At 66.7% G+C, this 26,118-nt stretch carries 16 protein-coding genes; 11 read left to right on the forward strand and 5 right to left on the reverse strand.

Annotated features, from left to right (window positions below):
* Positions 1-98: 98 nt before the first annotated feature.
* Both AB0L70_RS33785 and AB0L70_RS33790 read left to right on the forward strand, forming a co-directional pair.
* A complete protein-coding gene (locus AB0L70_RS33785; protein ID WP_363690858.1) occupies positions 99-797 on the forward strand; it encodes a response regulator transcription factor in 699 nt (232 codons plus the stop codon).
* Complete coding sequence (locus AB0L70_RS33790) at positions 794-1,933, forward strand: HAMP domain-containing sensor histidine kinase (RefSeq protein WP_363690859.1); 1,140 nt, start codon at positions 794-796, stop codon at positions 1,931-1,933. Before AB0L70_RS33785 ends, AB0L70_RS33790 begins: the two co-directional genes overlap by 4 nt.
* Here AB0L70_RS33790 and AB0L70_RS33795 read toward each other — a convergent pair.
* On the reverse strand, positions 1,916-2,944 hold the full coding sequence (locus AB0L70_RS33795) for an NAD-dependent epimerase/dehydratase family protein (protein WP_363690860.1): 1,029 nt from the start codon (positions 2,942-2,944) through the stop codon (positions 1,916-1,918). The two genes, AB0L70_RS33790 and AB0L70_RS33795, sit on opposite strands and share 18 nt — an antisense overlap.
* Positions 2,941-3,714, reverse strand: coding sequence for an S-methyl-5'-thioadenosine phosphorylase (locus AB0L70_RS33800; protein WP_363690861.1), 774 nt, complete (start codon positions 3,712-3,714; stop codon positions 2,941-2,943). The genes AB0L70_RS33795 and AB0L70_RS33800 overlap by 4 nt, the downstream gene beginning before the upstream one ends.
* An 86-nt stretch (positions 3,715-3,800) precedes the next feature.
* Here AB0L70_RS33800 and AB0L70_RS33805 point away from each other — a divergent pair, with 86 nt between their 5' ends.
* Positions 3,801-4,295, forward strand: a complete 495-nt coding sequence (locus tag AB0L70_RS33805; RefSeq protein WP_363690862.1) for a hypothetical protein — start codon at positions 3,801-3,803, stop codon at positions 4,293-4,295.
* Positions 4,292-5,266: an RNA polymerase subunit sigma-70 gene (locus tag AB0L70_RS33810; protein ID WP_363690863.1), complete on the forward strand. Its 975-nt coding sequence runs from the start codon at positions 4,292-4,294 to the stop codon at positions 5,264-5,266. Before AB0L70_RS33805 ends, AB0L70_RS33810 begins: the two co-directional genes overlap by 4 nt.
* 182 nt (positions 5,267-5,448) lie before the next feature.
* On the opposite strand, the gene AB0L70_RS33815 is transcribed toward AB0L70_RS33810, so the two are convergent.
* The 3 genes from AB0L70_RS33815 to AB0L70_RS33825 all read right to left on the reverse strand — a co-directional run bounded on the left by AB0L70_RS33815 (position 5,449) and on the right by AB0L70_RS33825 (position 8,077).
* A complete protein-coding gene (locus tag AB0L70_RS33815) occupies positions 5,449-5,610 on the reverse strand; it encodes a hypothetical protein (protein ID WP_363690864.1) in 162 nt (53 codons plus the stop codon).
* 431 nt (positions 5,611-6,041) lie between these two features.
* Positions 6,042-6,218 (reverse strand): hypothetical protein, encoded by a 177-nt coding sequence (locus AB0L70_RS33820; protein WP_363690865.1) that lies wholly within the window; start codon positions 6,216-6,218, stop codon positions 6,042-6,044.
* Positions 6,219-6,421: 203 nt separating this feature from the next.
* A complete protein-coding gene (locus AB0L70_RS33825; protein ID WP_363690866.1) occupies positions 6,422-8,077 on the reverse strand; it encodes a bifunctional 3'-5' exonuclease/DNA polymerase in 1,656 nt (551 codons plus the stop codon).
* A gap of 154 nt (positions 8,078-8,231) precedes the next feature.
* Between AB0L70_RS33825 and AB0L70_RS33830 the strand changes: the two genes are divergently transcribed.
* The 7 genes from AB0L70_RS33830 to AB0L70_RS33860 all read left to right on the forward strand — a co-directional run bounded on the left by AB0L70_RS33830 (position 8,232) and on the right by AB0L70_RS33860 (position 26,084).
* Positions 8,232-9,587 (forward strand): PLP-dependent aminotransferase family protein, encoded by a 1,356-nt coding sequence (locus tag AB0L70_RS33830; protein ID WP_363690867.1) that lies wholly within the window; start codon positions 8,232-8,234, stop codon positions 9,585-9,587.
* Between the two features lie 73 nt (positions 9,588-9,660).
* Entirely contained in the window at positions 9,661-10,560 is a 900-nt protein-coding gene (gene pdxS, locus AB0L70_RS33835) for a pyridoxal 5'-phosphate synthase lyase subunit PdxS (protein ID WP_363690868.1), read from the forward strand.
* Between the two features lie 1,162 nt (positions 10,561-11,722).
* Entirely contained in the window at positions 11,723-16,465 is a 4,743-nt protein-coding gene (locus AB0L70_RS33840) for a DEAD/DEAH box helicase family protein (RefSeq protein ID WP_363690869.1), read from the forward strand.
* Positions 16,462-18,255, forward strand: coding sequence for a UvrD-helicase domain-containing protein (locus tag AB0L70_RS33845; protein WP_363690870.1), 1,794 nt, complete (start codon positions 16,462-16,464; stop codon positions 18,253-18,255). Before AB0L70_RS33840 ends, AB0L70_RS33845 begins: the two co-directional genes overlap by 4 nt.
* Positions 18,248-21,478, forward strand: coding sequence for a helicase-related protein (locus AB0L70_RS33850; RefSeq protein WP_363690871.1), 3,231 nt, complete (start codon positions 18,248-18,250; stop codon positions 21,476-21,478). The genes AB0L70_RS33845 and AB0L70_RS33850 overlap by 8 nt, the downstream gene beginning before the upstream one ends.
* Positions 21,465-23,171, forward strand: a complete 1,707-nt coding sequence (locus AB0L70_RS33855) for a DUF1998 domain-containing protein (protein ID WP_363690872.1) — start codon at positions 21,465-21,467, stop codon at positions 23,169-23,171. The genes AB0L70_RS33850 and AB0L70_RS33855 overlap by 14 nt, the downstream gene beginning before the upstream one ends.
* Positions 23,172-23,483: 312 nt before the next feature.
* Positions 23,484-26,084: an ATP-dependent helicase C-terminal domain-containing protein gene (locus tag AB0L70_RS33860; RefSeq protein WP_363690873.1), complete on the forward strand. Its 2,601-nt coding sequence runs from the start codon at positions 23,484-23,486 to the stop codon at positions 26,082-26,084.
* Positions 26,085-26,118: the final 34 nt, after the last annotated feature.

Raw genomic sequence — 26,118 nt, forward strand, 5'->3', positions numbered from 1 at the left:
GCGTGATGGGCGCAGGTCGTGACTACGGCTCGCTTACGACGTACGTCGGTATGGTGCCGATCGGGCTCGGCACCTCGAGGACGATCTAGGCTCTGACCGTGGCAACTCGTGTACTCGTGGTCGACGACGACCCGACCGTGTCCAACGTCGTCTCGGCGTACCTGACCAAGGCCGGGTACGACGCCCGTGTGGTGGCCGACGGTGTCGCCGCGGTCGAAGTGTGGCAGCAGTGGAAGCCGTCGGTCGTCGTACTGGACGTCATGCTGCCCGGCCTGTCCGGGCTCGAGGTGCTGCGCCGGATGCGCGCGGCCGACGACGGGGCCGCGGTGATCATGCTGTCCGCACGGGGCGAGGAGGAGGACCGGCTGGTCGGGCTGGAGGTCGGCGCGGACGACTACGTGGTCAAGCCGTTCAGCCCGCGCGAGCTGACGCTCCGGGTGCAGGCGATGCTGCGGCGCGAGGAACGGCTGGCCGGGCTCGATCTGACGCCGACAAAGCTGAGCGCGGGTCCGATCACGGTCGACACGGCGGCGCGGCGTGCGTATCTGAACGAGGTCGAGCTGTCGCTGACGCACCGCGAGTTCGACCTGCTGGCGTTCCTGGTGTCGCATCCGGGCAAGGCGTACACGAAGGCCGAGCTGTTGCGTCGCGTGTGGGGCTGGGACTTCGGTGACTCCTCGACTGTGACGGTCCATGTACGGCGGTTGCGGGAGAAGATCGAGGTGGATCCGTCGGATCCGCGGCTCGTCCTCACGGTGCCACGGACCGGCTACCGGTTCGTCGGAGATGCCGAATGAACAAGGACATGTTCACGATCCTGGCGCTGACCACGCTGTGGACCTTGGTGGTCGCCGCGCTCGGTGCCGCGATTCTGTGGCAGTTCCGGCGGCGTTCGTTGCGGATCACGATGATCGTGGTGGCGCTGGCTCCAATGGCGGCCGCGCTCGCGGCGGTGCTGCAGAGCGTGCGGGCGATGTTCATCTCCTCGCACGACTCGTGGGTGGTGCTGTGGACGCTGGCATTCGCGGCCCTGCTCGGGCTGGGAATGTCGGTTCTGCTCGGGCATTGGATCAGCACGGGGTCGCGGGATGTCGGCCGGCGGTTGCGTCACCTGGGGACGTCGTACGACGCTCCGGTTGCGCTCGCCGGTGCGGTCCCGGCCGAGTTGGCGGAGCTGACGGACGAGTTGGAGATGACGCGTCGCAAGCTGTCCGCGTCGCACGACCGTGAGCGGGCATTGGAAGCGAGCCGGCGCGAGCTGGTGGCCTTCATGTCCCACGATCTGCGGACGCCGCTGGCCGGGTTGCGGGCCGTGTCGGAGGGGCTCGAGGACGGCGTGATCGACGACGTACCCGGTGCGCTGCGGCAGATGCGGGCGACGGTCGATCGGATGACCGGGCTGGTCGATGACCTGTTCGAGCTTTCCCGGTTGTCCGCGGCGCCACTGCCTCGGCGCCGATCTGCGGTCAGTCTGCGGGAGCTGGCCGAGGACGTGGCGGGGGAGAACAACGAGCACGCGCGCTCGTCTGGTGTCCAGCTGTCCGTGTCGACCCCTGTTGATGACGATCGGCTTGCGGTCCAAGGCGATCCGGATGAACTGACCCGTGCGGTGACCAACCTGGTGGGCAACGCGATCCGCCATACCGCTCCCGGCGGAACTGTCACGGTCGCCGTCGACCGTGAATCCGACGGCCGGGTCCGGCTGGCCGTCACCGACGGCTGCGGTGGCATTCCTACCGACGACCTCGACCGTGTCTTCGACATCGGCTGGCGCGGGGACGAACAACGGACCCCAGAAGCCGGTGCTTCGAGCGGCGGCGGTCTGGGTCTGGCGATCGCTCGCGGCGTGGTCGAATCGCACGACGGCAAGATTGCCGTTAGCAACATCGACGGCGGCTGCGCCTTCCAGATCGATCTACCCAGCACTCAGTAGGTCGGCCAGGCCGGTGGTGAGGTCGTAGGCCGGCTTCCAGCCCAGGTCGTGGCGAAGGCGGTCCGAGGACGCCGTGATGTGGCGGACGTCGCCCAGGCGGTACTGACCGGTGACGATCGGCGGCGGGCCGTCATACGCGCGGGAAAGCTCAGTGGCGACATCGCCGATGGTGTGGATGGTGCCGCTGCCGACGTTGTAGGCGGTGACGGGCGGTTGGTGGAGGAGGGCACCCGCCGCCATCGTGACGGCCGCGGCGATGTCGCGGACGTGGATGAAGTCGCGGCGCTGGCGTCCGTCCTCAAAGACCCGCGGTGCCTGGTTGGATTCGAGCATCGAGCGGAATATCGCCGCGACTCCGGCGTACGGCGTGTTCCGCGGCATACCCGGCCCGTAGACGTTGTGGAAGCGGAGGGCGGTGATGTGCCCGCCGGTCTCGCGGGCCCAGGATGCGCCGAGGTGCTCGCCGTTGAGCTTGCTGGCCGCATAGGCGTTCCGCGGATCGAGTACGGCGTCCTCCTCGACCAGGCCGGGCTGGAGCTGCTTGCTGCAGATCGGACAGGGTGGCTCGAACCGTCCGGCGTCGAGATCCTCGGTACGGCGCGGCCCGGGCGCGACCTGCCCGTGGACGGCACAGTCGTAACGGCCCTCGCCGTACACGACCATCGAGCTGGCGTAGACGAGGTGCTGGATCTTCGCGTGTGCGAGCTGCCGCAGGAGTACCGCCGTACCGAGGCTGTTGCTGGAGACGTAGTCGTCCAGGTCGTCGAGGTCGACGCCGAGCCCGACCTTCGCGGCGAGGTGGATCACGGTGTCGATCCCGTCGAGCGCTCGCCGGACGGTCTCGGCGTCGCGGACGTCGCCGATGATCAGTCCAGGGCGCGGCTCCGGCTTGTGTGCGTGGACGTCGGGGCGGAAGGAGTCGAGGACGACGACCTCGTGGCCCTCGGCAACGAGTTGGTGGTGGACGTGCTGCCCGATGAACCCGGCGCCGCCGGTCAGGAGGACTCTCATTGCGCGGCCGTCCCGTCGAGTGCGTGCCGGCAGGTGCAGTCGGCATCCGGCTTGGGGAGTTGGCCGATCACCTCTCGGAGGACGTCCTGCAACCGCACCATGCTGTGCTTGAAGGTCGCGTACACCTCAGCCTCCGTCACGCCCGTCCCGGTCTCGAGGCCCGCGTCGTGATCCGTGACGACCGCGATCGACGTGTAGCAGAGCGCGAGTTCCCGGGCGATCGAGGCTTCGGGTGCGCCGGTCATCCCGACGACCGACCAGCCTTGGGCCGCGTGCCATTGGGATTCCGCGCGGGTCGAGAATCTCGGGCCGTTGATCACCACGAGTGTGCCTTCACCGATGACGTTGCCGGTGGCAATCACCGTGGCCCGGCCGGTCGGGCAGTACGGATCGGCCACGGAGGTGTGTACGACGGGGGCTTCGTCGTACACCGTATGGGCCCGGCCCCAGGTGCGGTCGACGTACTGATCGGGGACGACGAAGGTGCCGGGCACGAGCTCGGGCTTGAGCGAGCCGACCGCGCACGGTGCGAGCACCTGTCGTACGCCGAGCTCGCGCAGGGCCCACAGGTTGGCGCGGTAGTTGACCCGGTGGGGCGGGAAGCGATGATCGGCGCCGTGCCGGGGGATGAACGCGACCTCGCGGCCGTCCAGATCGCCCACCACGGGGGGCTCGCTGGGCGCTCCGAACGGCGTCTCGACCTCGACGGTCCGCGCGTCGTCCAGGAACTCGTAGAAGCCCGATCCACCGATCACACCGATATCAGCCATGGTCCCGACGCTAGTGGCGCGCACTGCGGCGACTACCGGATTCGGCCGGACCGTCAGCGCTCCGTAATCGATGATCGAATAGGACCGTGAAGGTGTCCTGGGCGTTGCTCGCGATCGGCGTCGTACTGCTGCTGTTCGGCGCCTACGCGAGCTGGACCGCCGGCCGCCTGGATCGCCTGCACAACCGGGTCGACTTCGCCCGGGCCTCCTTGGAGACCGAGCTCGCCCGCCGGTCGGCCCTGGTCGCCGAGCTGGCCGGTGCGGGCATCCTCGACCCGGCGTCCTCGCTCCTACTCCTCGACGCGGCCCATCGCGCCCGTACGGCGGCCTTGCTCTGGACCGAGCAGCGCGAGCAGGCCGAGTCCGCGCTCACCCGCGCCATCCATGCCACCGGCACCGACGTGGAACCATGGTCCGGTGAACTGGGACTGGCCATGCGGCGGGTCCAGTTGGCGCGCCGGTTCCACAACGACATCGTGGTGTCGACGCGCGACCTCCGCCAACGCCGACTGGTCAGCTGGTTCCGCCTCGCCGGGCACGCGTCGATGCCGTCGACGATCGAACTGAAGGACGGGAGTTGACCTTCCTGGAGGACGCCGACCTGGAGGACGCCGAGCGCTACCGGCACGAGCTGCGGGTGCACTGCTACCGGATGCTCGGCTCGTACGACGATGCCGAGGACATGGTCCAGGAGACGTTCCTGCGCGCCTGGCACCGGCGCGACGACTTCGAGGGCCGTTCGTCGTTGCGCGCCTGGCTCTATCGAATCGCGACCAACGCCTGCATCGACGACGTACGCCGTCCGCAACGAGTCCTCCCGCACCAGCTCGAGCCCGCGTCCTTCCCGAGTATCGCGCTACCGGCGCGCGCGGATGTGCCGTGGCTGCAGCCGTTCCCCGACGTACTCCTCGACCGCGCCGAGGAACCCGACGCTGTCGCGATCCGCCGCGAGACCATCGAACTCGCCTTCCTGCTGGCGATCCAGCACCTTCCACCCCGCCAGCGTGCCGTGTTGATCTTCCGCGACGTCCTCGGCTGGTCCGCCCGCGAAACCGCGGAGGCCGTCGACCTGTCAGTAGCTGCAGTCAATTCAGCCCTCCAACGAGCCCGCCCGGTCCTCCGCGACCACCTCCCCTCCCACCGCACCGAGTGGTCCGCCCAGGATGCTTCCGCCGACGAGCAGCAACTCCTGAAGCGCTACATGGCCGCGTGGGACTCCGCCGACCCGTCGGCCCTGGCCGCCCTGATGCACGAGGACATCCGCATCACGATGCCGCCGTACCCCTTCTGGTTCGAGGGCCGCGAGGACGCACTGCGCTCGCTGATCCCCAACCTCACCCCGGCCTACCGAGGCGAGTGGCGGTTCCTCCCCTGCACCGTCAACCGCCAACCCACCCTCGCCGCCTACCTCCGCCGGCCTGCGGCTACCGGCGGCTTCCATCTTTTCGGCCTTGACATCTTTCGACTGGAAGGCCGATTGATCGCAGAAATCACCGCGTACGAAACTACCAACGCCGCGCAATTCGGCCTGCCGGCCGAATTGCGCAGCTAACCCAAGCCTCGTTTGTTCATTGCCCGCGCGGCGCGCGCGGCCTGACGGCCCTTCATCACGCCGCCGTTCTCCATGGCGTCCTCCAACTTTGCCGACCGCCTTGGAGTCGCGCCTGGACATCTTCTTCTTGCCCTTCTTGGGCGCTTCCTTCTTGCTGCCGAACACAGTGTCGCTCTTTCGCCCTAGCCCCGGCCCTGGTTGATCGCCCTGGCGGCGCGTGCGGCCTGCTTGCCGGACATCTTGCCGCCGAGCGCCATCTTGCCCTTCAGTTCCGAAGCGGCGTCCTGGTCCTTACCGCGTTCCTTCGCGGCCTTCTGCTCGCGCTTCTTGTCGCCCCAAGCCATGTCGTCGCCCTACTTTCTGTGTTTGCCGAACGAATGTCTTGAAACTATCGAAGCAAAGGGTCATTGGCTCTAGGCAACTACCTGATCAATCGAGAGAAACTGGGAGAGACTCGTCGATTAGACCAGTTGTTTCCGGGAATTTAGACCACTACTTGCCGGCAGTCCGGAGAATTCTCGCGAGGCCAACTCCGGCCATGGCGACCTGGTCACAAAAGACGCCGCCCCGGTGACGCGCGTGGCATCACCGGGGCGTTGTTCACTGCTCAGCCGCCGTACTCGTTGTACCGCTTGGGGTGCGCTTGGAGTAGTCGCCGGTCACCCGGCCGACGGTGTCCTGAACCTTGCCGTCGTCACCCAGACCACCGGACCGGGTGGCCTTCTTGGCCGGACGGCCCGTGAGGGCAGTGTCGCCCCGGATCGGCCGGCTCTGGCTACTTCCCTTGGTTGAAGTCCTTGATGACCTTGCCCTTGGTGTTGTAGACCTTGCCGTCGATCACACGGCCGCGGCCCTGCTCCCGGGCAAGCTTCTTGGCCTTGCGCCCTGACAACTGTCCGCCGTTCTGAAGCACGTTGAGACGCTCTTCGCGCCCCTTCCTCCCGAATGCCATGACGTCACTCCTCTGTTAGGTCCTGACGAGACCCGCAGAACATACTGCGGTCGTCAAGTCGCCGATACCCGGTCCAAAGCATCATTTCGATTACGCCCCACGGCCCGTCAGACGCAGCCGTCCCGCAACCCGTTCCGCGTCCCGGAGCACCAGTCGGTTCCAAGTACCCACACTTCACCGCGCTCTGCCGACCTCACTGCGGACTACTTGGCGTCGGCGTAGTTGTCTACGGTGGCGGTGGTGAAGGCGAAGTTGGTGGGGGTTTGGCCGAAGGTGAGGGTGCCGGCGGTGTTGCTGGCGGACTGGATGGCGTTGGTGACGGCGGGGGTCTCGTCGGCGGGGCAGTGGATGATGACCTCGTCGTGCTGGAAGAAGACCAGCTCCGCCTTCATGCCGGTCAGGGACTGGCGGAGGGCCGCCAGCATCAGGAGGGCCCAGTCGGCGGCGCTGCCTTGGACTACGAAGTTTCGGGTGAAGCGGCCCCAGGCTCGGGCTTTGCGGGCGTCGGTGGGGAGATCTTCGGCCGGGGGACCTTCGAGGGTTGCCTCGTCCAGCGGGTGGCCGGTGGGTGGGCTGGTTCGGCCCAGCCAGGTGCGGACCAGACGGCCTTCTTCGCCGGCTCGGGCGGCGTCGTCCACGTAGGCGACGGCCAATGGGAATCGCTTCCGGAGCATGGCCAGGTTCTTGAGCCCGTCGCCGGACGTCTGGCCGTAGATGGCGCCCAGTACGGCGATCTTCGCCTGTGCGCGATCACCCGAGAACGCCTGGTCCGACACGGCTTTGTAGAGGTCACCGGGATCACTCGCGACCTCCATCAACGCAGGATCGCGGGAGATCGCAGCGAGAATGCGCGGCTCCAGCTGGGACGCATCGGCCACCACCAACCGCCAGCCGGGATCGGCGACCACTGCGCGACGGATCACCTTAGGAATCTGGAGACCGCCACCACCGTTGGTGATCCAGCGCCCGGAGACAGTCCCGCCAGGAACGAAGCCCGGCCGGAAGCGACCGTCGTGGACCCAGTCGTGCAGCCAGCTCCACCCGTTCGCGGTGTAGATCCGGTAGAGCTTCTTGTACTCGACCAGCGGCGCAACGGCCGGGTGGTCGATCGTCTCGAGCTCCCAGCGCCGGGTCGACTTGAGCTGATAACCCGCCTGCTTGAAGGCCTTCAGTACGTCGGCAGGTAGGTCCGGGCGCACCCGCCGACCAAAGGCCGCGGACACCTCGTCGGCGAGCTCGGTCAGGCGGCGTGGCTCGCCAGTGCCGCCGAACCGATCGCCCAGGAGCTCGGTCAACAGCTGTCGATGCGCGTCGGCGCTCCACGGCAACCCGGCGCGGTCCATCTCGGCTGCGATCAGCATCCCCGAGGATTCCGATGCCGTGAGCAACCGCATCCGGTCCGGATACTCGGCCAGTTGGTGCCGTCGAAGTTGATCGGCGTACACCCGGAGCAGTGCCTCGAACGGGACGGGCTCCGCAGTGACCTCGAAGAGAGAAGACTGCTCGCCTGGTACGACGCCACGCAGTGGCGGATCGGGTGGGACCGGGGCGCCAGTCAGCCGCGCCCAGGCGGCGGCGGCCGACCGTGGTTCGCCGAGACGGCCCTCGTGACCCAACAGAAGACCTTCGGAGTTCTCCAGGTCGTAGCAACGCTCAACCCGGACGCCGTTGGCCAGCAACCGGGGATAGATCTCCGCAGACGATCGCCAGACCCACCGCGTCACCTGCGGGCGGGACGCAACCGCGGCGACGAGGTCCGGCTCGCGCACGATCTCGCCGGCAGGCTGCCCGTCCGGATGCAGCGCGACGAGAACCGCCCCGCCATCCTCCTCCGGCGCAATCGCCCACCGCTCGTCCATACCCAGATCCTCACACCCCCCACCGACAACCCCGCACTCCACCTCGAGCCCCCCGCAAAGTCGACCGGGGGGACGGATGGTGCACGAGGTGATCGGTGCAGGGACCGGGTGGTGGGGGCAGGGGATAGCAGGCCAGTGGTGGGAGACTGGACTTATGTGGCGGGCGGCGGATCTTGATTCGGCGGATGGGACGAAGACCGAGCAGGTCGAGGCGCTGGTGTTGCGGCGGATCGAGCGGGGGGACCTGTCGATCGGGTCTCGGCTGCCGTCGGAGCGGGTGCTGGCGGAGCGGCTCAACCTCAGCCGGGTGACCGTCGTACGGGCGCTGGACAATCTCCGGAACGACGGGGTGCTGGAGACCAAGCGTGGTTCCGGGACCGTGATCCGGCCGCTCGACCGGCTGCTGGACCCGATTGCGCCGGCGTCGACGGTGACGGCGGGGGACCAGCCCGTGCTGGACCTGCGGTTCGCAACCACCGCGGCACCGCATGACGTGGCCGAGGCGGCTGCCCAGATCATCGAGGACGGCCTCCCGCAGGCCATGGGTGGTGACGGGCCCCCGCCGGGTGGTTCGCTGGAGCTTCGGGCGGCACTAGCCGCCAGGCTGACTACAGAAGGCGTGCCCACCGAGCCCGATCAACTCACGCTGACAGTCGGCGCAGCGGCCGGTTTGAACGCCGCACTGGCCGGACTGGATCTCGGACCGGGCGTGGCGATCACCGAGACCCCGACGTACCCAGCTGCCTTCGACCTGCTCCGAAAGCACCGGCTGGACGTCGCTGGGTGGCCGGCGGGCGTTTGGGACACCGACCAGCTCGCACACCTGTGCAGGCGGCACCGCCCGAAGGTCATCTACCTCCAGGCCGACAACCACAACCCAACCGGGCTCAGCCTCCCGGCTGATCGTCGTACAGCGGTAGTCGAGATCGCCCGGCGGTACGGCGCCGCCCTGATCAGCGACGAGACCATGCGACCGCTCTGGCTGGCCAGTGGTCAACAGGCCGAGCCACTGAGCCGCTACCCGCGCACAGTCAGCGTGGGATCGCTGAGCAAGATCGTCTGGGGCGGACTGCGCGTCGGCTGGGTCAGAACCGGCAAACAGCTGCGCAGACGCATCAACACCGCCGCACAGCTCAGCGTGGCGTCACCCAGCGCGCTGGACGACCTCCTTGCCCAGGCCATCCTGCACAGACTCGACAAGGTGATCAGTCGGCGCCGTACCAGGCTGCGAGCCAACCTCAACGCGCTGGAGGCCGGGCTGAAGACACTCGACGGTGTGGCCTGGCCCACGCCTACCGGTGGGATGACGCTCTGGCTGGAGCTGACCGAGACCAGAGCCCGACGAGTGCTCGACAAAGCCCGCGAACAGAACCTCTTGCTCGGTGCCGGCGACCTGTTCACCCCGGACGGCACCGACCGCCGGCACATCCGCATTCCGTTCACCGCGCCCCCGTCGACCCTGCGGCTCGTGGTCGCCCGGCTCGGTCAGGCGATCAACCAGTCCACTTGATCCAAGGTGGACTGAAGATCGATGCCGCCCGCCACCTAACCTGGACAGTGAGCCCCACGACCAGGAGGAAGCAGTGACCGAGAACCAGACTCCCCAGACCGGTACGGCCAAGGTCAAGCGCGGTATGGCGGAGATGCTCAAGGGCGGCGTGATCATGGACGTCGTCACCGCCGAGCAGGCCAAGATCGCCGAGGACGCCGGTGCGGTCGCGGTGATGGCGCTGGAGCGGGTCCCCGCCGACATCCGCGCGCAGGGTGGCGTGTCCCGGATGAGCGACCCGGACATGATCGACCGCATCATCGCCTCGGTGTCGATCCCGGTGATGGCCAAGGCCCGGATCGGTCACTTCGTCGAGGCGCAGGTGCTGCAGAGCCTCGGCGTGGACTACATCGACGAGTCCGAGGTGCTCACCCCGGCCGATTACGCCAACCACATCGACAAGTGGCAGTTCACCGTGCCGTTCGTCTGCGGTGCGACCAACCTTGGCGAGGCGCTGCGCCGGATCACCGAGGGCGCGGCGATGATCCGCTCCAAGGGCGAGGCCGGCACCGGTGACGTGTCCAACGCGACGACGCACATGCGCCAGATCCGCCAGGAGATCCGCAAGCTGCAGAACCTCCCCGAGGACGAGCTCTACGTCGCCGCAAAGGAGCTGCAGGCGCCGTACGAGCTGGTCAAGGAGGTCGCCGCGCTCGGCAAGCTCCCGGTGGTGCTGTTCACCGCCGGCGGCATCGCCACCCCGGCCGACGCCGCGATGATGATGCAGCTCGGCGCCGAGGGCGTGTTCGTCGGTTCCGGCATCTTCAAGTCGGGCAACCCGGCCCAGCGCGCCGAGGCGATCGTCAAGGCCACCACGTTCCACGACGACCCCGACGTGATCGCCAAGGTCTCCCGCGGTCTGGGCGAGGCCATGGTCGGCATCAACGTCGACGAGATCCCCCAGCCGCACCGCCTCGCCGAGCGCGGCTGGTAGCGGGTCGGAAAGGGCTGCTCGCCTCGGTCTTCAGCGCAAATCGAGTGCGATCTGCTGATCTCACCGATGCCGGCGGGCCAGATTGTGGGGTTGGCTATCTGGACCACGGCATTGGATCGAGATGGTGGGGTGCCGTGGCCCAGCGTCGGGTCTGAGCAAATGGGTCCGGCCGGTCGCCGATGCAAGGGCGCGAGTGGATGTCGGCTGTGCTTTCGGGAACCGCTACAAGCTGTTCTGCTCGCGGCGTCGGCGGAGGCGAGTGAGGAGCAGCGAGCTTCTAGGCTCCAGCAAGGCGTGCAGCATACCGATGGGATGTGTACTAAGCACCTTTGAGAGATTGCTGGTGTCGGCCTTGTTATGAGACTTGCGCCGGTTCTGGGGAACGACGGCGTTGGTAGGTGGCCAGCCAGCACCGGGTATGGCCGGCGGTGCGTGTGGCGGCGCACGTGCTGAATGACATCAAGGCGCGGACCGAATGGCCCGGGGACACTCGCGGAGGCAGTCCGAGTAGTCCCGGCAGGCAGACCCGCAGGCCGGTCGCCACTGCGTCATCAGCGGACTGTGTGGAGCGTTGAATGCCGGACTTGCCGTCCGATAACCGTGCACCAGAGATCTGCGGCGATGAAGATAACTATCTGTGATTAGCCTCTTGGCAACGCAGCGTAGTCAGTGCATAGTGCCAGGGGTAATCGGTGAGGCAGGTGCTCGCCGTCGCGCCGATTCCTGTGGGGGGAACCAGATGGTCGCGAATAGGACGATCGGATACCGCAATTACACGGCGGACGGACTCTACTTGAGGGTTCGCAAGCGTGGTCACAGGTTCTGGGTGCTCCGTATGAGCAGCGAGATGACCGAGAGTGTCCGCCGGACCTCATATCGTGCTCTCGACAAGGCTTGGCCTCGGTGCAGTGCCTCCCAGGGCCGCGTATCTGCCTCTGAGACGCCAGTAAATCTAGCGGTTGCGGACGGCGAGTAGCTCGGCGCCCGCGTGCTATGCGCGCCCGGGTGGACTGTCCGGTGAGGCGGAACATCCTGCCGAGTGGTTGTGAACTCGGCCACGCGGACGCTGCGCGGTGTCCATCAGAAGCCGGTTTCACATCATCGATCCGGGCCGGCGCAGGTTTCGAGGGCCGGTGACGGTTCGTTGCGGTTGGAGGTCGGGGTGCACGGTTGGGAGCGCGGCGATACGGAGCTCGCGAAAGTCGTCCGGGGGCAGACTGAGATCTGCCTGAACGTGTATTCCGAGGACCCCAGCCGCGTCCTCCAGGACGCGAACAACGAGCGACGTATCTCCGAGGGGGGATACGCCACCAGACAACTTGAGGAGCTGCTCCAGAACGCCTCCGATGCGGCCCGACGTGGCGGCACACGGGTGGAGGTGCTCCTCACTCAGGACACCCTGTACGTCGCGAACGACGGCGAGCCTTTCGACGAGGAAGGCGTCCGGTCGATCATGGCCTCGGACATCTCCACGAAGGACGACCAGAAGATCGGCAAGTTCGGCATCGGCTTCAAGTCGGTCCTGGCGATTTCCGGCCGGCCGATGGTCCTCAGCCGTACCGTGTCGTTCGGCTTCGACAAGGCCTGGGCGGCGCGAACTCTCGAGAATGCAGGCTTCGATTTTCCTCGGTATCCGACGATGCGGTTGGCTCGCACCCTCGACCCAGGTGTAGAGGGCGCGCAGGACACCCATCTGCGCGATTTCATGGAGTGGGCGAGCACGGTGGTCGTGCTTCCGTTGTCGGTCTCGAGCCACCTGCTGTCGGAGCGTCTGTACCAATTTCCCGCAGAATTCATGCTGTTCTCCCCGCACATCACACAGGCGCGACTGCGGAACCTCGCGGACGACGACCGAAACACAGCCGCCGGCACCAAGCCCAGGCTCGGTGATCGCAAGATCGGTCAAGAGGTGCAACCGGACCGAACTGTGCTGCTCAGGTCCGGTGGAAGAACTACTCGCTGGTCGATGACTCGTGAGGTGCACCGCCCCAGTCCGGCCGCACGGGAAGAGGGCGGTCATGTCGCAGCTCGTCGGCAGGTCGAGGTGCAGTACGCCCTGCCGATTCCGCCGGGAAGTCGGCTCGGAAGGTTGTGGGCCTACTTCCCCACTCATTTCGAGACCACGTTGGCAGGCTTGGTCAACGCTCCGTGGAAGCTGAGCGACGACCGGACCGGCCTGCTCGAGGGCGACTTCAACCACGAGCTCCTCGAGAAGCTGCCGAAGCTGTTCAGCGACGCGATCCAGGTGATGAGCGGCACCGATGAGGCGGTTGCGGCCATCGACGCCATGCCGGCGCGAGGCCTGGAACCGCGCAACTGGGTCGATCGCGAGATCAACGAACCGATCTTCCGCCGACTGCGGAGCGTGCCATCGCTGCCCGACGGCAACAACGTCCTCAAGACCCCGGCCGCGTTGAAATGGGTCGGTGACGTCCCGACGGAATGGCTGGCACAGTGGGCCGCGATCGACAATGCCCCTGTTGACAAGTGGCTTCACCCCAGCGCCTACAGCAGTCCTGAGCGCCGTAAGAAGGTCGTCAGACTGATGCTCTCGGACCGTCTCGACGACGGCGATGCACAGAGCGCCGCCGGGGTCGACGAATGGCTCGAGGCACTGGTCACGGACGGCAGTGCCGCTGCGTCGGCAGCAGCGATCCTCTTGGCGGCACGCATCGTGGACGACGCACAGGCCGCGAGGGACACAAGGTTTACCGAGGCGCTCGTCGGCGTGCGCAGAGCGAAGATCATCCGTCTTGAGGACGGCGAGCTGAGAGCACCTGCCAAGGGGCAGGTATTCGTTCGTGTCGACGGTGATCAAACGTCGGACGTGGACTTCGTCGATCCCGAGCTGGCTGCACTGCCTGCGGTGCGCGACGCACTGCAAAGGCTGGGAATCGTCGTCATGGACCGGAGTGGCGAACTTCATCGGCTGCTCGCCCTGGCCAGGACGTCGGCGGGGCTCAAGAACCCGGCAGGAATCTGGCCCGGCATCTTCGCTGTGCTGCGTGAGGTCCCGATGGAGACCGCGATCAGAATCCTCTCCGAGGATCTCGGTGAGCACCTCGAACAGCACGTGCGGATACGAACCGCCGCAGGGACGTGGCGTCCGGTCGGGCAGGTCTACCTGGCAGGTCGAATCATTCCCGCGGATGTCAGCCGTGACCGCGACCGCGTCATCGATCCACGGTTCCACGCTCGCGACGCGGATCTGTTGCACGAAGTCGGAGCGGTCGACGCTCCGGTCTGGCGACACAAGGCTCCACGAGAGGCTTGGTTCAGCTTTTATGAGGACGAGATGCGAGGGGCCTTCGTCAAAGCCCAGTCCCGCAACGCGAGCAAACCGGAGTTCTCGAAGATCCAGATCACGCCAGGTGCGAAGGGCGCATCGCCACCATGGCCGCTGGCGCCCATCCTGTCGCTCAGCCCGGAAGGCATTGCGGCGGCGACCAAGCATCTTCTCTCGCGGCCGGTGCCGACCCGGTGGCATGCACGCCACGCGAGCAACGCAGGATTTGGATCAGGCACGCTGAGCGCTCCTGAGACGTGGTTCCTCGCCCGGCACGGTCGCCTGCCCACCACGTTCGGCATCCGCCCTGTGACTGCCGTGCTGAAGGCGAGCGACGCCGTGGACGCCACGACACTGCCTGCCGTTGAGTTGTCCGAGGAGTGGGCCACGGCGTTGGCCGTCAAGTCCGACCCCGAGGACCTACCCACCGCTGAATGGGTGGCGCTCAAGGAGACGGCGGACACCTGGCGCGGACCGGGCGACGACACCCGGCGCGCAGCTTTCTACTCTTGGCTGCCGGGACGAATAACCTGCGACAAGTTGGTGGTTCGCGTCGGAACACAGCTCCAGTCGGTGGATGTCGGAAACATCGGTGTCACCGACGAACCAGCCGTCTACGAGTCGATGCTCGAGGCCCAGGTTCCCGCTCTGATGGCGGTCGACCACGACGATGTCGAGCGCTTCGTCGAGGCTTGGAAGATGCCCAGGGGCAAGGACCTCCTTCAGGAGGAGATCCTCATCGAGACATCCGGTGAATGGAGCTACCTCACCGACATCTACCCGCCTTTGAAGCTCCATCTCGACCTGGCCGACCAGGAGCTCAAGCTCCAACCTGCCGGTCGCATCGTGAAGATGATCGCCACACCGCGCGGGCAGGTCGCGCACCCGATCGATGCCCGCCGCGACGGCGACACCTTGCTTGTGACCGCGACGTCGCCGCGCCAGCAGCTCGCACAGATCTCCTCCGTCCTGGGGCTCGAACTCGGTCAGGCAGGCATCGAGAAGGTCCTCGGACAGATCGAGCAGGCGGCCACCAACAACCTCCGCAACGAGATCAAGCGTGCGACGGACGACGATGCACGCCTCGTCGCCGCGGTAGGTTCTGACGCCCTGCGGCGATGCGTGCCCGCACAGGCTCTCGAGATCCTCGACCAGGATCGTGGCGGCGCCGTCCCCACTGAGGTCGCGGCCCTGGCGCGTGCCGTTCACGGCGTCGGCATCCTGAAGCAGCTGCGACCGGCCCTTGAGGACCGTGGCCTGGAACCTCCTCGCGAGTGGGCCGGTCGACGCGTGACTCGGCAGTGGGTCGCCTCGCTGGGCTTCCCGCCCGACTGGGCAGGCTTCCCCGGAGGGACTCGCGCAGCGGTCGAGATGATCGACGGTCCGGCCGTCCTCAGCCCGCTTCACGACTTTCAGGAATTCGTGACCGAGCGCATCACCGGGCTCCTGCGCCGAGTGGGCCCCGATCGCGGGATGGTGTCGCTGCCGACAGGTGCGGGCAAGACCCGGGTCACGATCGAGGCTCTCGTCAACGCCGCCCGTGACGAGGACGTGTCCACGAGAGTTCCACTGGTCTGGATCGCCCAGACCGACGAACTGTGCGAGCAGGCTGCCGAGACCTGGACCTACGTGTGGCGGGCCATCGGTCCCCAGCTGCCGATGCGGCTCGGTCGGCTCTGGGCGACCAACGAAGTGTCGGAAGAGCCGGGCGTGTTCCAGTTGGTGATCGCGACAATCGACAAGCTGAGTTCCCTGACCACGAGGTCGGGTGACGAGTACGACTGGCTGCGTGAGGCTTCGGTCGTCGTGGTCGACGAGGCCCACGCTTCGATCGCGCCGTCGTACACACGAGTGCTGGAATGGCTCGGCCGCAGCAGTCGTGTGCGATCGGAAGAGCGGAGACCGTTGATAGGCCTCACGGCGACGCCGTTCCGTGGCACGTCTGCTGAACAGACCGAGCGTCTGGCGGGTCGCTACGGCAAGAACCGGCTCGACCGCGGAGCCTTCCGGAAGGAAGATCCGTACGAAGAGCTGCAGGACATGGGCGTGCTCGCCCAGGTACGACACGAAATTCTCGGCGGGACAGACGTCCACTTGACCGAATCGGACGCCGCCGAGATCGAGCAGACGCGGCGACTCCCGTCGGCAGTGGTCGAACGTCTCGGTGCCGACCTCACGCGCACCCTACGCGTCGTGGACTCGATCGCGGGCCAACCCGCGGACTGGACAGTGCTCGCCTTTGCGCCGTCGGTCGAAAACGCGCGCGTGCTCGCCGCACTCCTTTCCCACCGGGGGATTCCTGCCATGGCTGTGTCCGCCGACACCGAGTCCGCCGCTCGACGCCACTACATCGACGAGTTCAAGGCCGGACGCATCCGGGTGCTGACGAACTACAACGTCCTGACGCAAGGCTTCGACGCACCCAGGGTGCAGGCCGTTTACGTCGCGCGGCCGACTTTCAGCCCGAACGTGTACCAACAGATGATCGGGCGTGGTCTCCGTGGCCCGAAGAACGGCGGATCCGAGGAGGTCCTGATTGTCAACGTGCTCGACAACTTCCAGAAGTACGGCGATCTGCTCGCCTTCAACGAGTTCGAGTACCTGTGGAGCAGACGATGACCGAGCCGCAGCTGGACGACAGCCAGCTCGCAGCGGTCGACATCGTCGCCGACACACGTCAGATCGTCATCGCTGGCCCTGGGTCCGGCAAGACCGAGGTCGTATCCGCCCTGGTCGAGCACCTCGTCGACGACGAGGACATCGATCCCGTCGACGGCCTGCTGGTCATCAGCTTCTCGAACGCCGCCGTGCATGCTGCCGACGCCCGACTTCGAGCCCGCGTGGGGACCCGACCGGTCAGTGTGCAGACGATGGACTCCTTGGCGGCTGAGCTCCTGCGTGAGCTCAGCACGGAGGAGTACGAGGACCGCGACTTCGACCGGCGAATTGCGCTGGCGACACGACTGCTCCGCGACGAGGGCTGGGGGCGGATCGACGATGTAGGACATCTGATCGTCGACGAGGTACAGGACGTCGTCGGCGTCCGAGCGGAGTTCCTGTTGGCGATCGTCGAGCAGTTGCCGGCAGAGGCCGGGTTTTCGCTACTCGGGGACCCTGCGCAAGGGATCTACGACTTCCAGATTCGCGCGGACCGCAACGAGCGCAAGCCGCTGTCGACCATGTCGTCCGCGGAGCTGGCGGACGCTGTCGCATCCCTGCCTGCGACCGAGGTTCGGCATCTGACCGGGCAATACCGTGCGAGAAGCCGCGATACGAGAGCCGCGGCGGCGCTGCGCCCGGCCGTTCTGTCCGGTGGAGACCCGAGACTGCTCGATGACTTCCATGCCGCAGTTGTGCCGGCGGGGACCGTCGAGGAGGTCGTCGATCTCGCCGCGCATTGGACGGGAAGGACTGCCTTCTTGACGGCGACCAATGGTCAGGCGCTGCTGGTGGCAGGAGTCCTGCGGAACCGAACGGCGGTCGAGGTCCGTCGCGGTGCCCGGCAGCGGGTGATCGCCGATTGGGTGGCTCGGCTGCTGGGTGACGTCCCGACCGACACCGTCGCCCGGAACGAGTTCGACAAGCGGGTTGGCGAACAGCGTCCCGAGCTCGACTCCGCGCTCCTCTGGCGGGCGCTACGTGGAGTGGAGCGGGGCAGAGGCACGGAGATCGATCTGTTGCGCCTCGCGCAGCGCCTCCGTGGTTCTCGGCCGCTGCCCCCCGAACTCATGGATCAACCGGCGACACCCGTCGTGGTCTCGACTGTTCACCGCGCAAAGGGTCTCGAGTTCGACAACGTCGTACTGGTCGACTTTCCAGAGCACGCCTGGCTCAAGGACGCCACGGATCCCGGCGAACAGCTTCGCGCCCGCTTCGTCTCGCTCACCCGGGCGCGTCGGCTGCTCGTGCGCGCAAACGGCCCCGATGACCGATTCGTACGTCTCTTCCGCACGCGGGGGCTACATGCAGAGCGCTGGTATCTGGGCGGATACAAGCGCTGGCAGACGTTCGCCTTTGAGATCGGAGTCGCAGATGTCGAGCCTTTTGCTACCTCTGCTGCGGAAGCGGAACTGCAGCTGACCACGCAGGTTTCGGCCGGCGACCCGCTCGAGCTCAGGCTCGATCGTTTCGAATCGACACTGACAGTGCCGGTCTACACCGTCTCCCACAACGGGATCCCGGTTGCGCGCACGTCACGTCGATTCGGCGAGGACTTGGCTTCTCGCACAGGCGCTGTCGAGCACACTCGACGATCGTGGCCGACCCTCAGTGGAGCACGGGTCGAGAGCGTCGCGACAGTGGTTGTCGACCCGCGGCCGGGATCGACCAGGAGAAACGGATTCCGACTGGCGCCGATGGTGACCGGTCTGCTCCACCTCGATTGGAAGGAATCGACGAAAGATGACTGACCTCGACCCGTGGTACGAAGCGCGCGACCGGATGGTCGAGGCTGTGGTCACCGATCTCTACGGGGGTGCGAACGACGAGGTCCTGTCGGAAGCGCCGCTGGAGCGGTACATCGTCGGAATCCTGCACCCGCGCTCTGCCGAGGGCTCCCAAGACATCGTCGAGATGGCCGACGAGATGCCCGACCAGGAGGGCAGCTCGGCGCCTGACAGCGATTTCGACCCCGGTGTCTCCTTCGCCCACCTCCGGTACCCGTCGACGGTCGGGCTCACATTCGGTCTGACCGAGGGGACACGGCAGATCAAGGTGGTGATTGAAGCCGATCGGTACGAGCCCGACGAGCAGTCCGGTCAGATCGATGCGGCGGCCGGCAGCATCGCCAGTCGCGCCCGCTCCAGGCGGGCCAGCCTTTGGCGAAGGGTGCGAATCGGGCCGGTAGAAGAGACTGTCGCCGTAGTTCCCGGGATGCCGAGTGAACTCAAGATCGCGGACGGTCTGATGCTGCGTGTCGTCGTCCGTCCGGCGCACCATGGCGTGGTCAACGCCACGCTGGTTCTGGTCAACAGCTTCACGCGGCCTGAGAAGGGACATACCGACGCTCTGTGCTGGTTCCGACCGCGGATCCGCGTGCAGGCCATCGGCGGCGAACTGGCCGATCGGAGCCCGGACCGTTTACCTGACCACATGGACGCCGACGAACTGGGTGCCGAGCTGCTGTTCCGCAAACAGCGCCATCTTGCAGTCGGACATGGTGTGGCCGTCACCTGGGCCGATAGCGATCACGTCACCGAGGTTGGGACGACGTTCTTTCCGGAGCACGATCTGCAGCTGGCCCAGGCCGATCGCGACGATGTCGAAGATCTCAGCATGATTGCGCTCGCGGACCCCGGAACACGCGAGCCGCTGGAACGGCTTGTCGACAGGTACGCAGAGTGGATCGACGAACAGGAGCAAGAGCTCGGCACACTCACGGAGGGGCAGGCAGCAACTGCATATGGCCACCTTCGCGATGCAAGGGTGACTGTCGATCGCATGCGTCGAGGAATCGAGCTGCTCGGTACCGACAGTCGGGTGAATCAGGCATTCAGGGTCATGAACCTTGCCATGCAACAGCAGCGGGTCCGGCAGGAGATGATCCGCGCTGGACGCAGCACGCCGCCCACGGATGTGGTCGGTATGTGGCGGCCCTTCCAGATCGCCTTCATCCTTATGAACCTCGAGGGGCTCTCGAACCCAACCGCACCCGATCGTGATCTTGCCGATCTGCTGTGGTTCCCGACCGGGGGCGGTAAGACCGAGGCATACCTCGGCCTGATCGCTTTCGCTCTGGTCCACCGGCGCCTGCGAAGAGCCGGCGAGGACGGCGACGGCGCAGGTGTTGGCGTCATCATGCGTTATACCCTGCGGCTACTCACCTTGCAGCAGTTCGAGCGCGCGGCAGGGTTGATCTGTGCGCTCGAAGACCTGCGCACGGCGACTCCTGGCCTGGCAGACGGGAAGCCCTTCTCGATCGGCCTGTGGGTCGGTCAGGGTGCGACACCGAACAACGCCGTCAATGCGGCGAAGGCCATCAAGAAGCGGCGGGGAGGCGAGGAGCCTGGTGAGCTGGGTGACCCGGTGCAGCTGCTGCACTGTCCCTGGTGCGGTTCCGAGCTCGGGCCAGATCACTACGACGCCGACGTTCATCGGGATCGGGTCACCGTTCGCTGTCCCGATCCGTTGTGTAGGTTCAGCAAACACGACGGTCTTCCCGTGCATCTGGTCGACTCCGACGTGTACCGCGAGCGGCCCTCGCTCGTCATCGGAACTGTCGACAAGTTCGCGATGCTTGCATGGCGGGAGGAGAGCGGTCGGCTGTTCGGCTCGGGGCACGACGCACCACCAGACCTGATCGTGCAGGACGAGCTCCATCTGATCAGTGGGCCGCTGGGAACCCTGGTGGGTCTCTACGAGACGGCAATCGACCACCTCGCGACCGACCGTGGATCAGGGGCGAGGCCCAAGCTCGTCGCATCGACCGCAACGATCAGGCGCGCGTCCAAGCAGGTCAGGGCTGTCTTCGCTCGGGAAGCGCGGCAGTTCCCGCCGCCCGGGATCGATGCCTCGGATTCGTTCTTCGCAGTGGACGCCCCCGCAGACGTTAAGGGAACCCGACGATATGTCGGGTTGATGGCGACGAGCACCAGTCATGCGACCTTGCTGGTTCGCACCTACTCCGCTCTGCTGCAGGGGGCAGCGGATCTTGACACAACCGATGAGGTGAAGGACGCCTATTGGACCCTGTTGGGTTACTTCAACAGCCTCAGAGTCCTGGGCGCTGCCTACATCCAGTCGATCGACGACGTACGCGACCGGATCAAGGTGGTGGCGGGTCGGAACGGAAGCGAGCTCCGGGAGATCCGAGATCCACGAGAGCTGACGTCCCGCAAGAAGTCCAGCGAGATCCCGCACGAACTCAAGGCGCTCCAAACACCGTGTACGGAGCCGGGAAGTCCGGACATCGTGCTGGCGACCAACATGATCTCGGTGGGCGTCGATGTCGACCGTCTGGGACTGATGGCAGTGATGGGCCAACCGCAGACAACCTCCGAGTACATTCAGGCGACCAGCCGTGTCGGACGCCGATATCCAGGGCTTGTGCTCACTCTCTACAACGCGTCGCGGTCGCGCGATCTCTCTCACTACGAGTCGTTCACTTCGTATCACCGCACCCTGTACAGCCAGGTCGAGGCCACCGGTGCAACGCCGTTCGCGCTCCGTGCGCTGGACCGTGGGCTGCACGGCCTGCTCGTCGTTCTGGCGCGCCATCTACTCCCTGGCGCTGCCGGGGACAAGTCGGTTGCGATACCCGTCGAGACCGATGAATTCGGTCAGATCGTCGACATCATCGTGGCCAGAGCCGTCGAGGTGGAGCCCGACTCAGCGCCTGCCGTCCGTGCGGCATTGGAGAGCCTTGTGGAGAGCTGGAGCGATGCTGTCGAAGCTGGAGAGGTTCTGCAGTACGCCCGGTGGGCCGAGCAAGGCCCCGACGTCAAGGGCCTCATGATTCCCGCCGGCAGCTCGGCGATGAATGCGTCTACCGGCGAGTCGCTGGCGGCCATCTTCCCGCCGTCCGAGCCTCCATGGCCCACGCTGATGAGTCTTCGCAATGTCGACCGGGAGAGCACGTTGAAGATCATCTCCCCGAGGAAGAACAAGAAGGTGAGGGACGATGTCGACCGGTGAGCGCCCGAAGGCGAGGCAAAGCCAGCTCGTCACGACCTATGGAGTCGGTTCGCTCTTCCCGGCCGGTGACCAGAGCTTCATGATCTGTGGGATCGACGAGTGGGACGAGAAGTGGTCGCCCGCTGTCGATGAACCGCGGTTGGCTCGTTCGCTCGATGTGCACACGTTTCACGCGCCCGCCAGCGGAAAGAGGACCGGTGACGTTCCGGTTGTCCGCTTCCCGACCTACCACTACTGCCCGGAGTGTCGGCGACTCGACCGTCACTGGAACTTCGACGCGAAGAAAATGCAGTGTTCGGACTGCCTGCGGGACCTGACACCGTCGCGTTTCGTTGCATGCTGCGAGAACGGTCACATTGAGGACTTCCCGTATTTCAACTGGACCCATCGCGGCTCCGATGTTCCAGACGGCCCACACCGGATGACACTCGAATCGCAAGGCTCCTCCTCCTCCCTCGCCGACATCGTCATCAAATGCTCCTGCGGCGTGCCAGCGCACGATCTCGACGGCTCGTTCGGTCGCAATGCGCTCAGCAACATCAAGAGTTGTGGTGGCAGGCGCCCTTGGCTACCTGATGCATCGGACGAACAGTGCGAGAAACCGCTGCGGGCACTCCAGCGAGGATCCTCCAACGTGTGGTTCGGAGCTGTCCGCTCGAGTATCTCGATTCCACCCTGGTCGAGCCCGAACGCCCAATTCGTCACCAGACACTGGGTCGTCCTCGAGCATCTACCGGAGAGTGCGCTCGCCGCAGCGTTGCCTGCGATGATCGAGGGCCGACCGGGGCTGTCGGTCGACGGTATCGTCGATGTCGTCCGGCAACGAAAGGGTCTGGAAACCACAGCCCAGCCGAGTGACAGGGACCTGCGTGACGAGGAGTACCGGGCTCTTGTCGACGGGAACGAGGGCGGTCCGCTCGATACCTTCCAGTGTGTGGGGGTCGAGGTGGACGTGCGTGTAAGGGCCTTGGTCGCACAGGTGTCGAGGGCGAACAGGTTGCGCGAGGTTCGCGCACTGCAAGGTTTCTCCCGTGTGACCCCGATGGTCACTGACACCACGAATCCCCGACTGGCCAGACTCAGCGAAGCCCATCTTCACTGGTTACCCGCCACGGAGGTCCTCGGCGAAGGTATATTCGTCCGTCTCTCCGAAGACGCAATTACCGCTTGGGAGAAGCAACCGCTCGCCCGACAACGCCACGAGCTTCTCGACCAGTCACTCCGGCGGCGCGGTGCTGAGTCGGGCGCACCGATCTTGCCTGCTCCATCAGCCAGGTTCGTCGCGATTCACTCTCTCGCTCACGCGTTGTTGCAGGAGTTCAGCCTCGACGCGGGATACCCGATCGGTTCATTGCGTGAGCGCATCTATGCGGAGGAGACCCAATCCGGCCTGCTGATCTACACAGCGTCCTCAGACGCGGCCGGCAGTCTCGGTGGTCTCGCTGCGCTAGCCGACGAGCAACGCTTCGCTGACACGCTGAGCGCCGCCCTGAGCCGTGCAGGCTGGTGCTCCAACGACCCCGTGTGCAGCGAGTCCGGCCCGTCGGGCACCGACGGTCTCAACCTGGCCGCCTGCCACGCCTGCCTCCTGCTCCCCGAGACCAGTTGCGAGCATCGGAACATCTTCCTCGACCGTGTGAGTCTGGTCGGCAACATCGACTCGCCGACAGGCGGACTCGTGAGCAGTTTGTAGCGAACGAGTGCTCGTCCCACGAGGAGTGCCTCGCTGCCTGCCCGCGATGCAGTACTTCATCGCGGGCGGAGAACGTGGTGTTCCAAGCGCCGCCCGAGACCGGCAACCCGCCCATACATTCCTCGGGTTTCGGGATCCGCACCTAGCGAGCCGGCGACCGGGTCGGCTTCAGACGAGTTGAGAAGGGCCATTCTCCCAGGATCGCGACGCGCTTGCGGGGCACGGCAGTCCTTGATCACGGGAAGGTCGACGAGACCCTCCAGCCCAGCGCCTCGCCGAGCGCGAGGGATCGCGGTCGGTTAGCGTCGGGGCGTGTTGCTGCCTGAATCGTCGGTGCCGGGGGCGGATCTGCCTGTCCGGGCGGCTCTGCCTGCCACGGTCGACGCGGTGCGTTCGCACGGTACGGCGGTATTGGTCGCGCCACCCGGATCCGGCAAGACCTCGCTGTTGCCGCTCGCGCTGGGTGACGCGCTCGGGGGCACGATCATCGTCGCCGAGCCGCGAAGGATGGCGACCCGTGCGGCCGCGACCCGGCTGGCGATGCTGGTGGGCGAACCGCTCGGGCAGCGCATCGGCTATGCGATGCGCGGTGAACGCAGCGGCGGCAAAGGACTCCGTGTCGAGGTCGTGACGACAGGCCTGCTCGTACGGCGTCTGCAGCAGAACCCGGAGCTGCCCGGTGTCACCGCGATTGTGATCGACGAGTGCCACGAGCGGCACCTCGATGCCGATCTGCTGCTCGCGTTCTGCGTCGACATCCGCGCGAATCTGAGGGACGACCTGGCGATCGTCGCGACCTCGGCCACGCCGGACACGATCAGGCTGAGTCAGGCCTTAAGCATGGCGCCCGTGATCACCGCGACCGCTGCGCTGTTCGACGTGGCGATCGAGTGGGCCCCACCGCCGGTCCCCGTGCCGCTGCTTCCCGGTGGGCGGGTCGACCCACGCCTGCTGGATCACGTCGCGGCCGTCGTACGGCGTGCTCTGACCGAGAACGACGGCGACATCCTCGTGTTCGTCCCGGGGGAGGCCGAGATCAACGGTGTGACGCGCCGGTTGGCCGATCAGAACGTCCTGCCGTTGTTCGGTCGCCAGTCCAGGGCTGAACAGGACCGCGCGCTGGCATCGGCCACGACTCGCCGGATCGTGGTCACGACGTCGGTCGCGGAGAGTTCGCTGACTGTGCCCGGGGTCAGGGTGGTGGTCGACTCGGGCCTTGCCCGGGAGCCGCGGACCGATCAATCCCGTGGCCTCGGTGCCTTGGTCACCTGCCGGGTTTCGAAGTCGTCGGCCGACCAGCGAGCGGGCCGCGCCGGGCGAGAGGCGCCTGGCCGGGTCTATCGGTGCTGGTCTGCCACCGACCACTCGCATCTCGACGATCATCCGGCGCCGGAGATCGCGATCGCCGATCTGGCCACCTTCGCCCTCGACCTCGCGGCGTGGGGTGCGCCGGCCGGTGACGGTCTGACCCTGCTCGAGGCGCCGCCCGCGGTGGCGATGACCGCTGCCACCGAACTACTGCGCCGCCTCGATGCCGTCGACGACGGCGGCCGGATCACCGAGCGGGGCCGGCGGATGGCGGCGATCGGGGCGCATCCCCGGTTGGCTCGTGCCTTGCTGGACGGTACGCCGCGAGTCGGCGCCGACCGGGCCCGTGAGGTCGTCGCGCTGCTCTCCGACGACTCCGGCCGAGACTTCGGCGACGATCTCCCGGCACGCTGGCGAGCTCTCCGTCGCGGCGACGACCGCGGAGCCACGGCCCGCTGGCGCGAGGAGACAAAGCGCCTAGGCCGAGGTACGACGACCAGCAACCCGTCGGGCCGGGGTACGACGACCGGCGAACCGTCGGGCCGGGGTACGACGACCGGCGACCCGTCGGGCGGGGATGGAATGCGGCCGGCGGTTGGTGGGGCGACCGGTCGCGGGACGCACGTCGTACCGGACGATCTTGCGGCGGGGATCGTCGTGGGTCTGGCGTACCCGGATCGGATCGCTCGGATCCGGTCGGCGGACTCCGCGACGTACCAGATGTCTGGTGGTACGGGTGCTGCGCTGGATCCGCAGTCGCCGTTGCGGACCACGACCTGGCTGGCGATCGCGGTCGCCGACCGGGCTCCCGGTCGCGCCGACGCCAGGATCCGTTCCGCGGCGCCGATCGATGAGCAGACCGCGCGCGACATCGCCGGCGACCTCGTCTCGACCACCGACCAGATCCGCTGGGACGACGGCCGGATCGTGACTCGACGCGTCGAGGCCCTCGGCGCGATCGTGCTCAACGACGTCCCGCTGGCAAAACCCGACCGGCTGCTCGTCCAAGCGGCCGTTCGTGACGGGATCCGGCGCAGCGGTCTGTCCGTACTGCGCTGGTCCGAGGCCGCACTCGCCTTGCGGGAGCGGCTCGCGTTCTGCCACGCCCACCTCGGAGCCCCGTGGCCCGCGGTCGACGACCAAGCACTGCTGGCCGGTCTCGACGAATGGCTGGGGCCCGAGCTCGCCTCGGTCCGAGGCTCTCGCGATCTTTCTCACATCGACGTGGCGTCGGCGCTCCGGCGACTCCTGCCATGGCCCGCGGCGACCCGGTTCGGCGAACTCGCACCGGAACGGCTCCGGGTCCCCTCAGGTTCCGAAGTGCGACTCGCGTACGACGGTGTCGAGCCGCCGGTCCTCGCAGTCAAGCTGCAGGAGGTGTTCGGCTGGACTGCCACCCCAGCGGTCGCGGACGGCCGTGTCCCGGTCGTTCTGCATCTCCTGTCGCCCGCACGACGTCCGGTCGCGATCACGAGCGACCTCGCATCGTTCTGGAAGCAGGGTTATCCCCAGGTCCGGGCCGACCTGCGAGCCCGCTACCCGCGCCATCCGTGGCCCGAAGATCCACTCACCGCCGTCCCGACCAAGCGGCTGAAACCTCGCTGACGTGCCCGGTCGGACACATCGAGGTCACGAAATG

This window comes from Kribbella sp. NPDC051952 (assembly GCF_040680855.1).
Classification (GTDB): domain Bacteria; phylum Actinomycetota; class Actinomycetes; order Propionibacteriales; family Kribbellaceae; genus Kribbella.

Excerpts from the sequence above, each read along its gene's own strand:
- AB0L70_RS33790 (WP_363690859.1), top strand. The coding sequence starts at position 794 with ATGAACAAGGACATGTTCACGATCCTGGCGCTGACCACGCTGTGGACC.
- AB0L70_RS33795 (WP_363690860.1), bottom strand. The coding sequence starts at position 2,944 with ATGAGAGTCCTCCTGACCGGCGGCGCCGGGTTCATCGGGCAGCACGTC.
- AB0L70_RS33800 (WP_363690861.1), bottom strand. The coding sequence starts at position 3,714 with ATGGCTGATATCGGTGTGATCGGTGGATCGGGCTTCTACGAGTTCCTG.
- AB0L70_RS33815 (WP_363690864.1), bottom strand. The coding sequence starts at position 5,610 with ATGGCTTGGGGCGACAAGAAGCGCGAGCAGAAGGCCGCGAAGGAACGC.
- AB0L70_RS33820 (WP_363690865.1), bottom strand. The coding sequence starts at position 6,218 with ATGGCATTCGGGAGGAAGGGGCGCGAAGAGCGTCTCAACGTGCTTCAG.
- AB0L70_RS33825 (WP_363690866.1), bottom strand. The coding sequence starts at position 8,077 with ATGGACGAGCGGTGGGCGATTGCGCCGGAGGAGGATGGCGGGGCGGTT.
- AB0L70_RS33830 (WP_363690867.1), top strand. The coding sequence starts at position 8,232 with ATGTGGCGGGCGGCGGATCTTGATTCGGCGGATGGGACGAAGACCGAG.
- AB0L70_RS33845 (WP_363690870.1), top strand. The coding sequence starts at position 16,462 with ATGACCGAGCCGCAGCTGGACGACAGCCAGCTCGCAGCGGTCGACATC.
- AB0L70_RS33850 (WP_363690871.1), top strand. The coding sequence starts at position 18,248 with ATGACTGACCTCGACCCGTGGTACGAAGCGCGCGACCGGATGGTCGAG.
- AB0L70_RS33855 (WP_363690872.1), top strand. The coding sequence starts at position 21,465 with ATGTCGACCGGTGAGCGCCCGAAGGCGAGGCAAAGCCAGCTCGTCACG.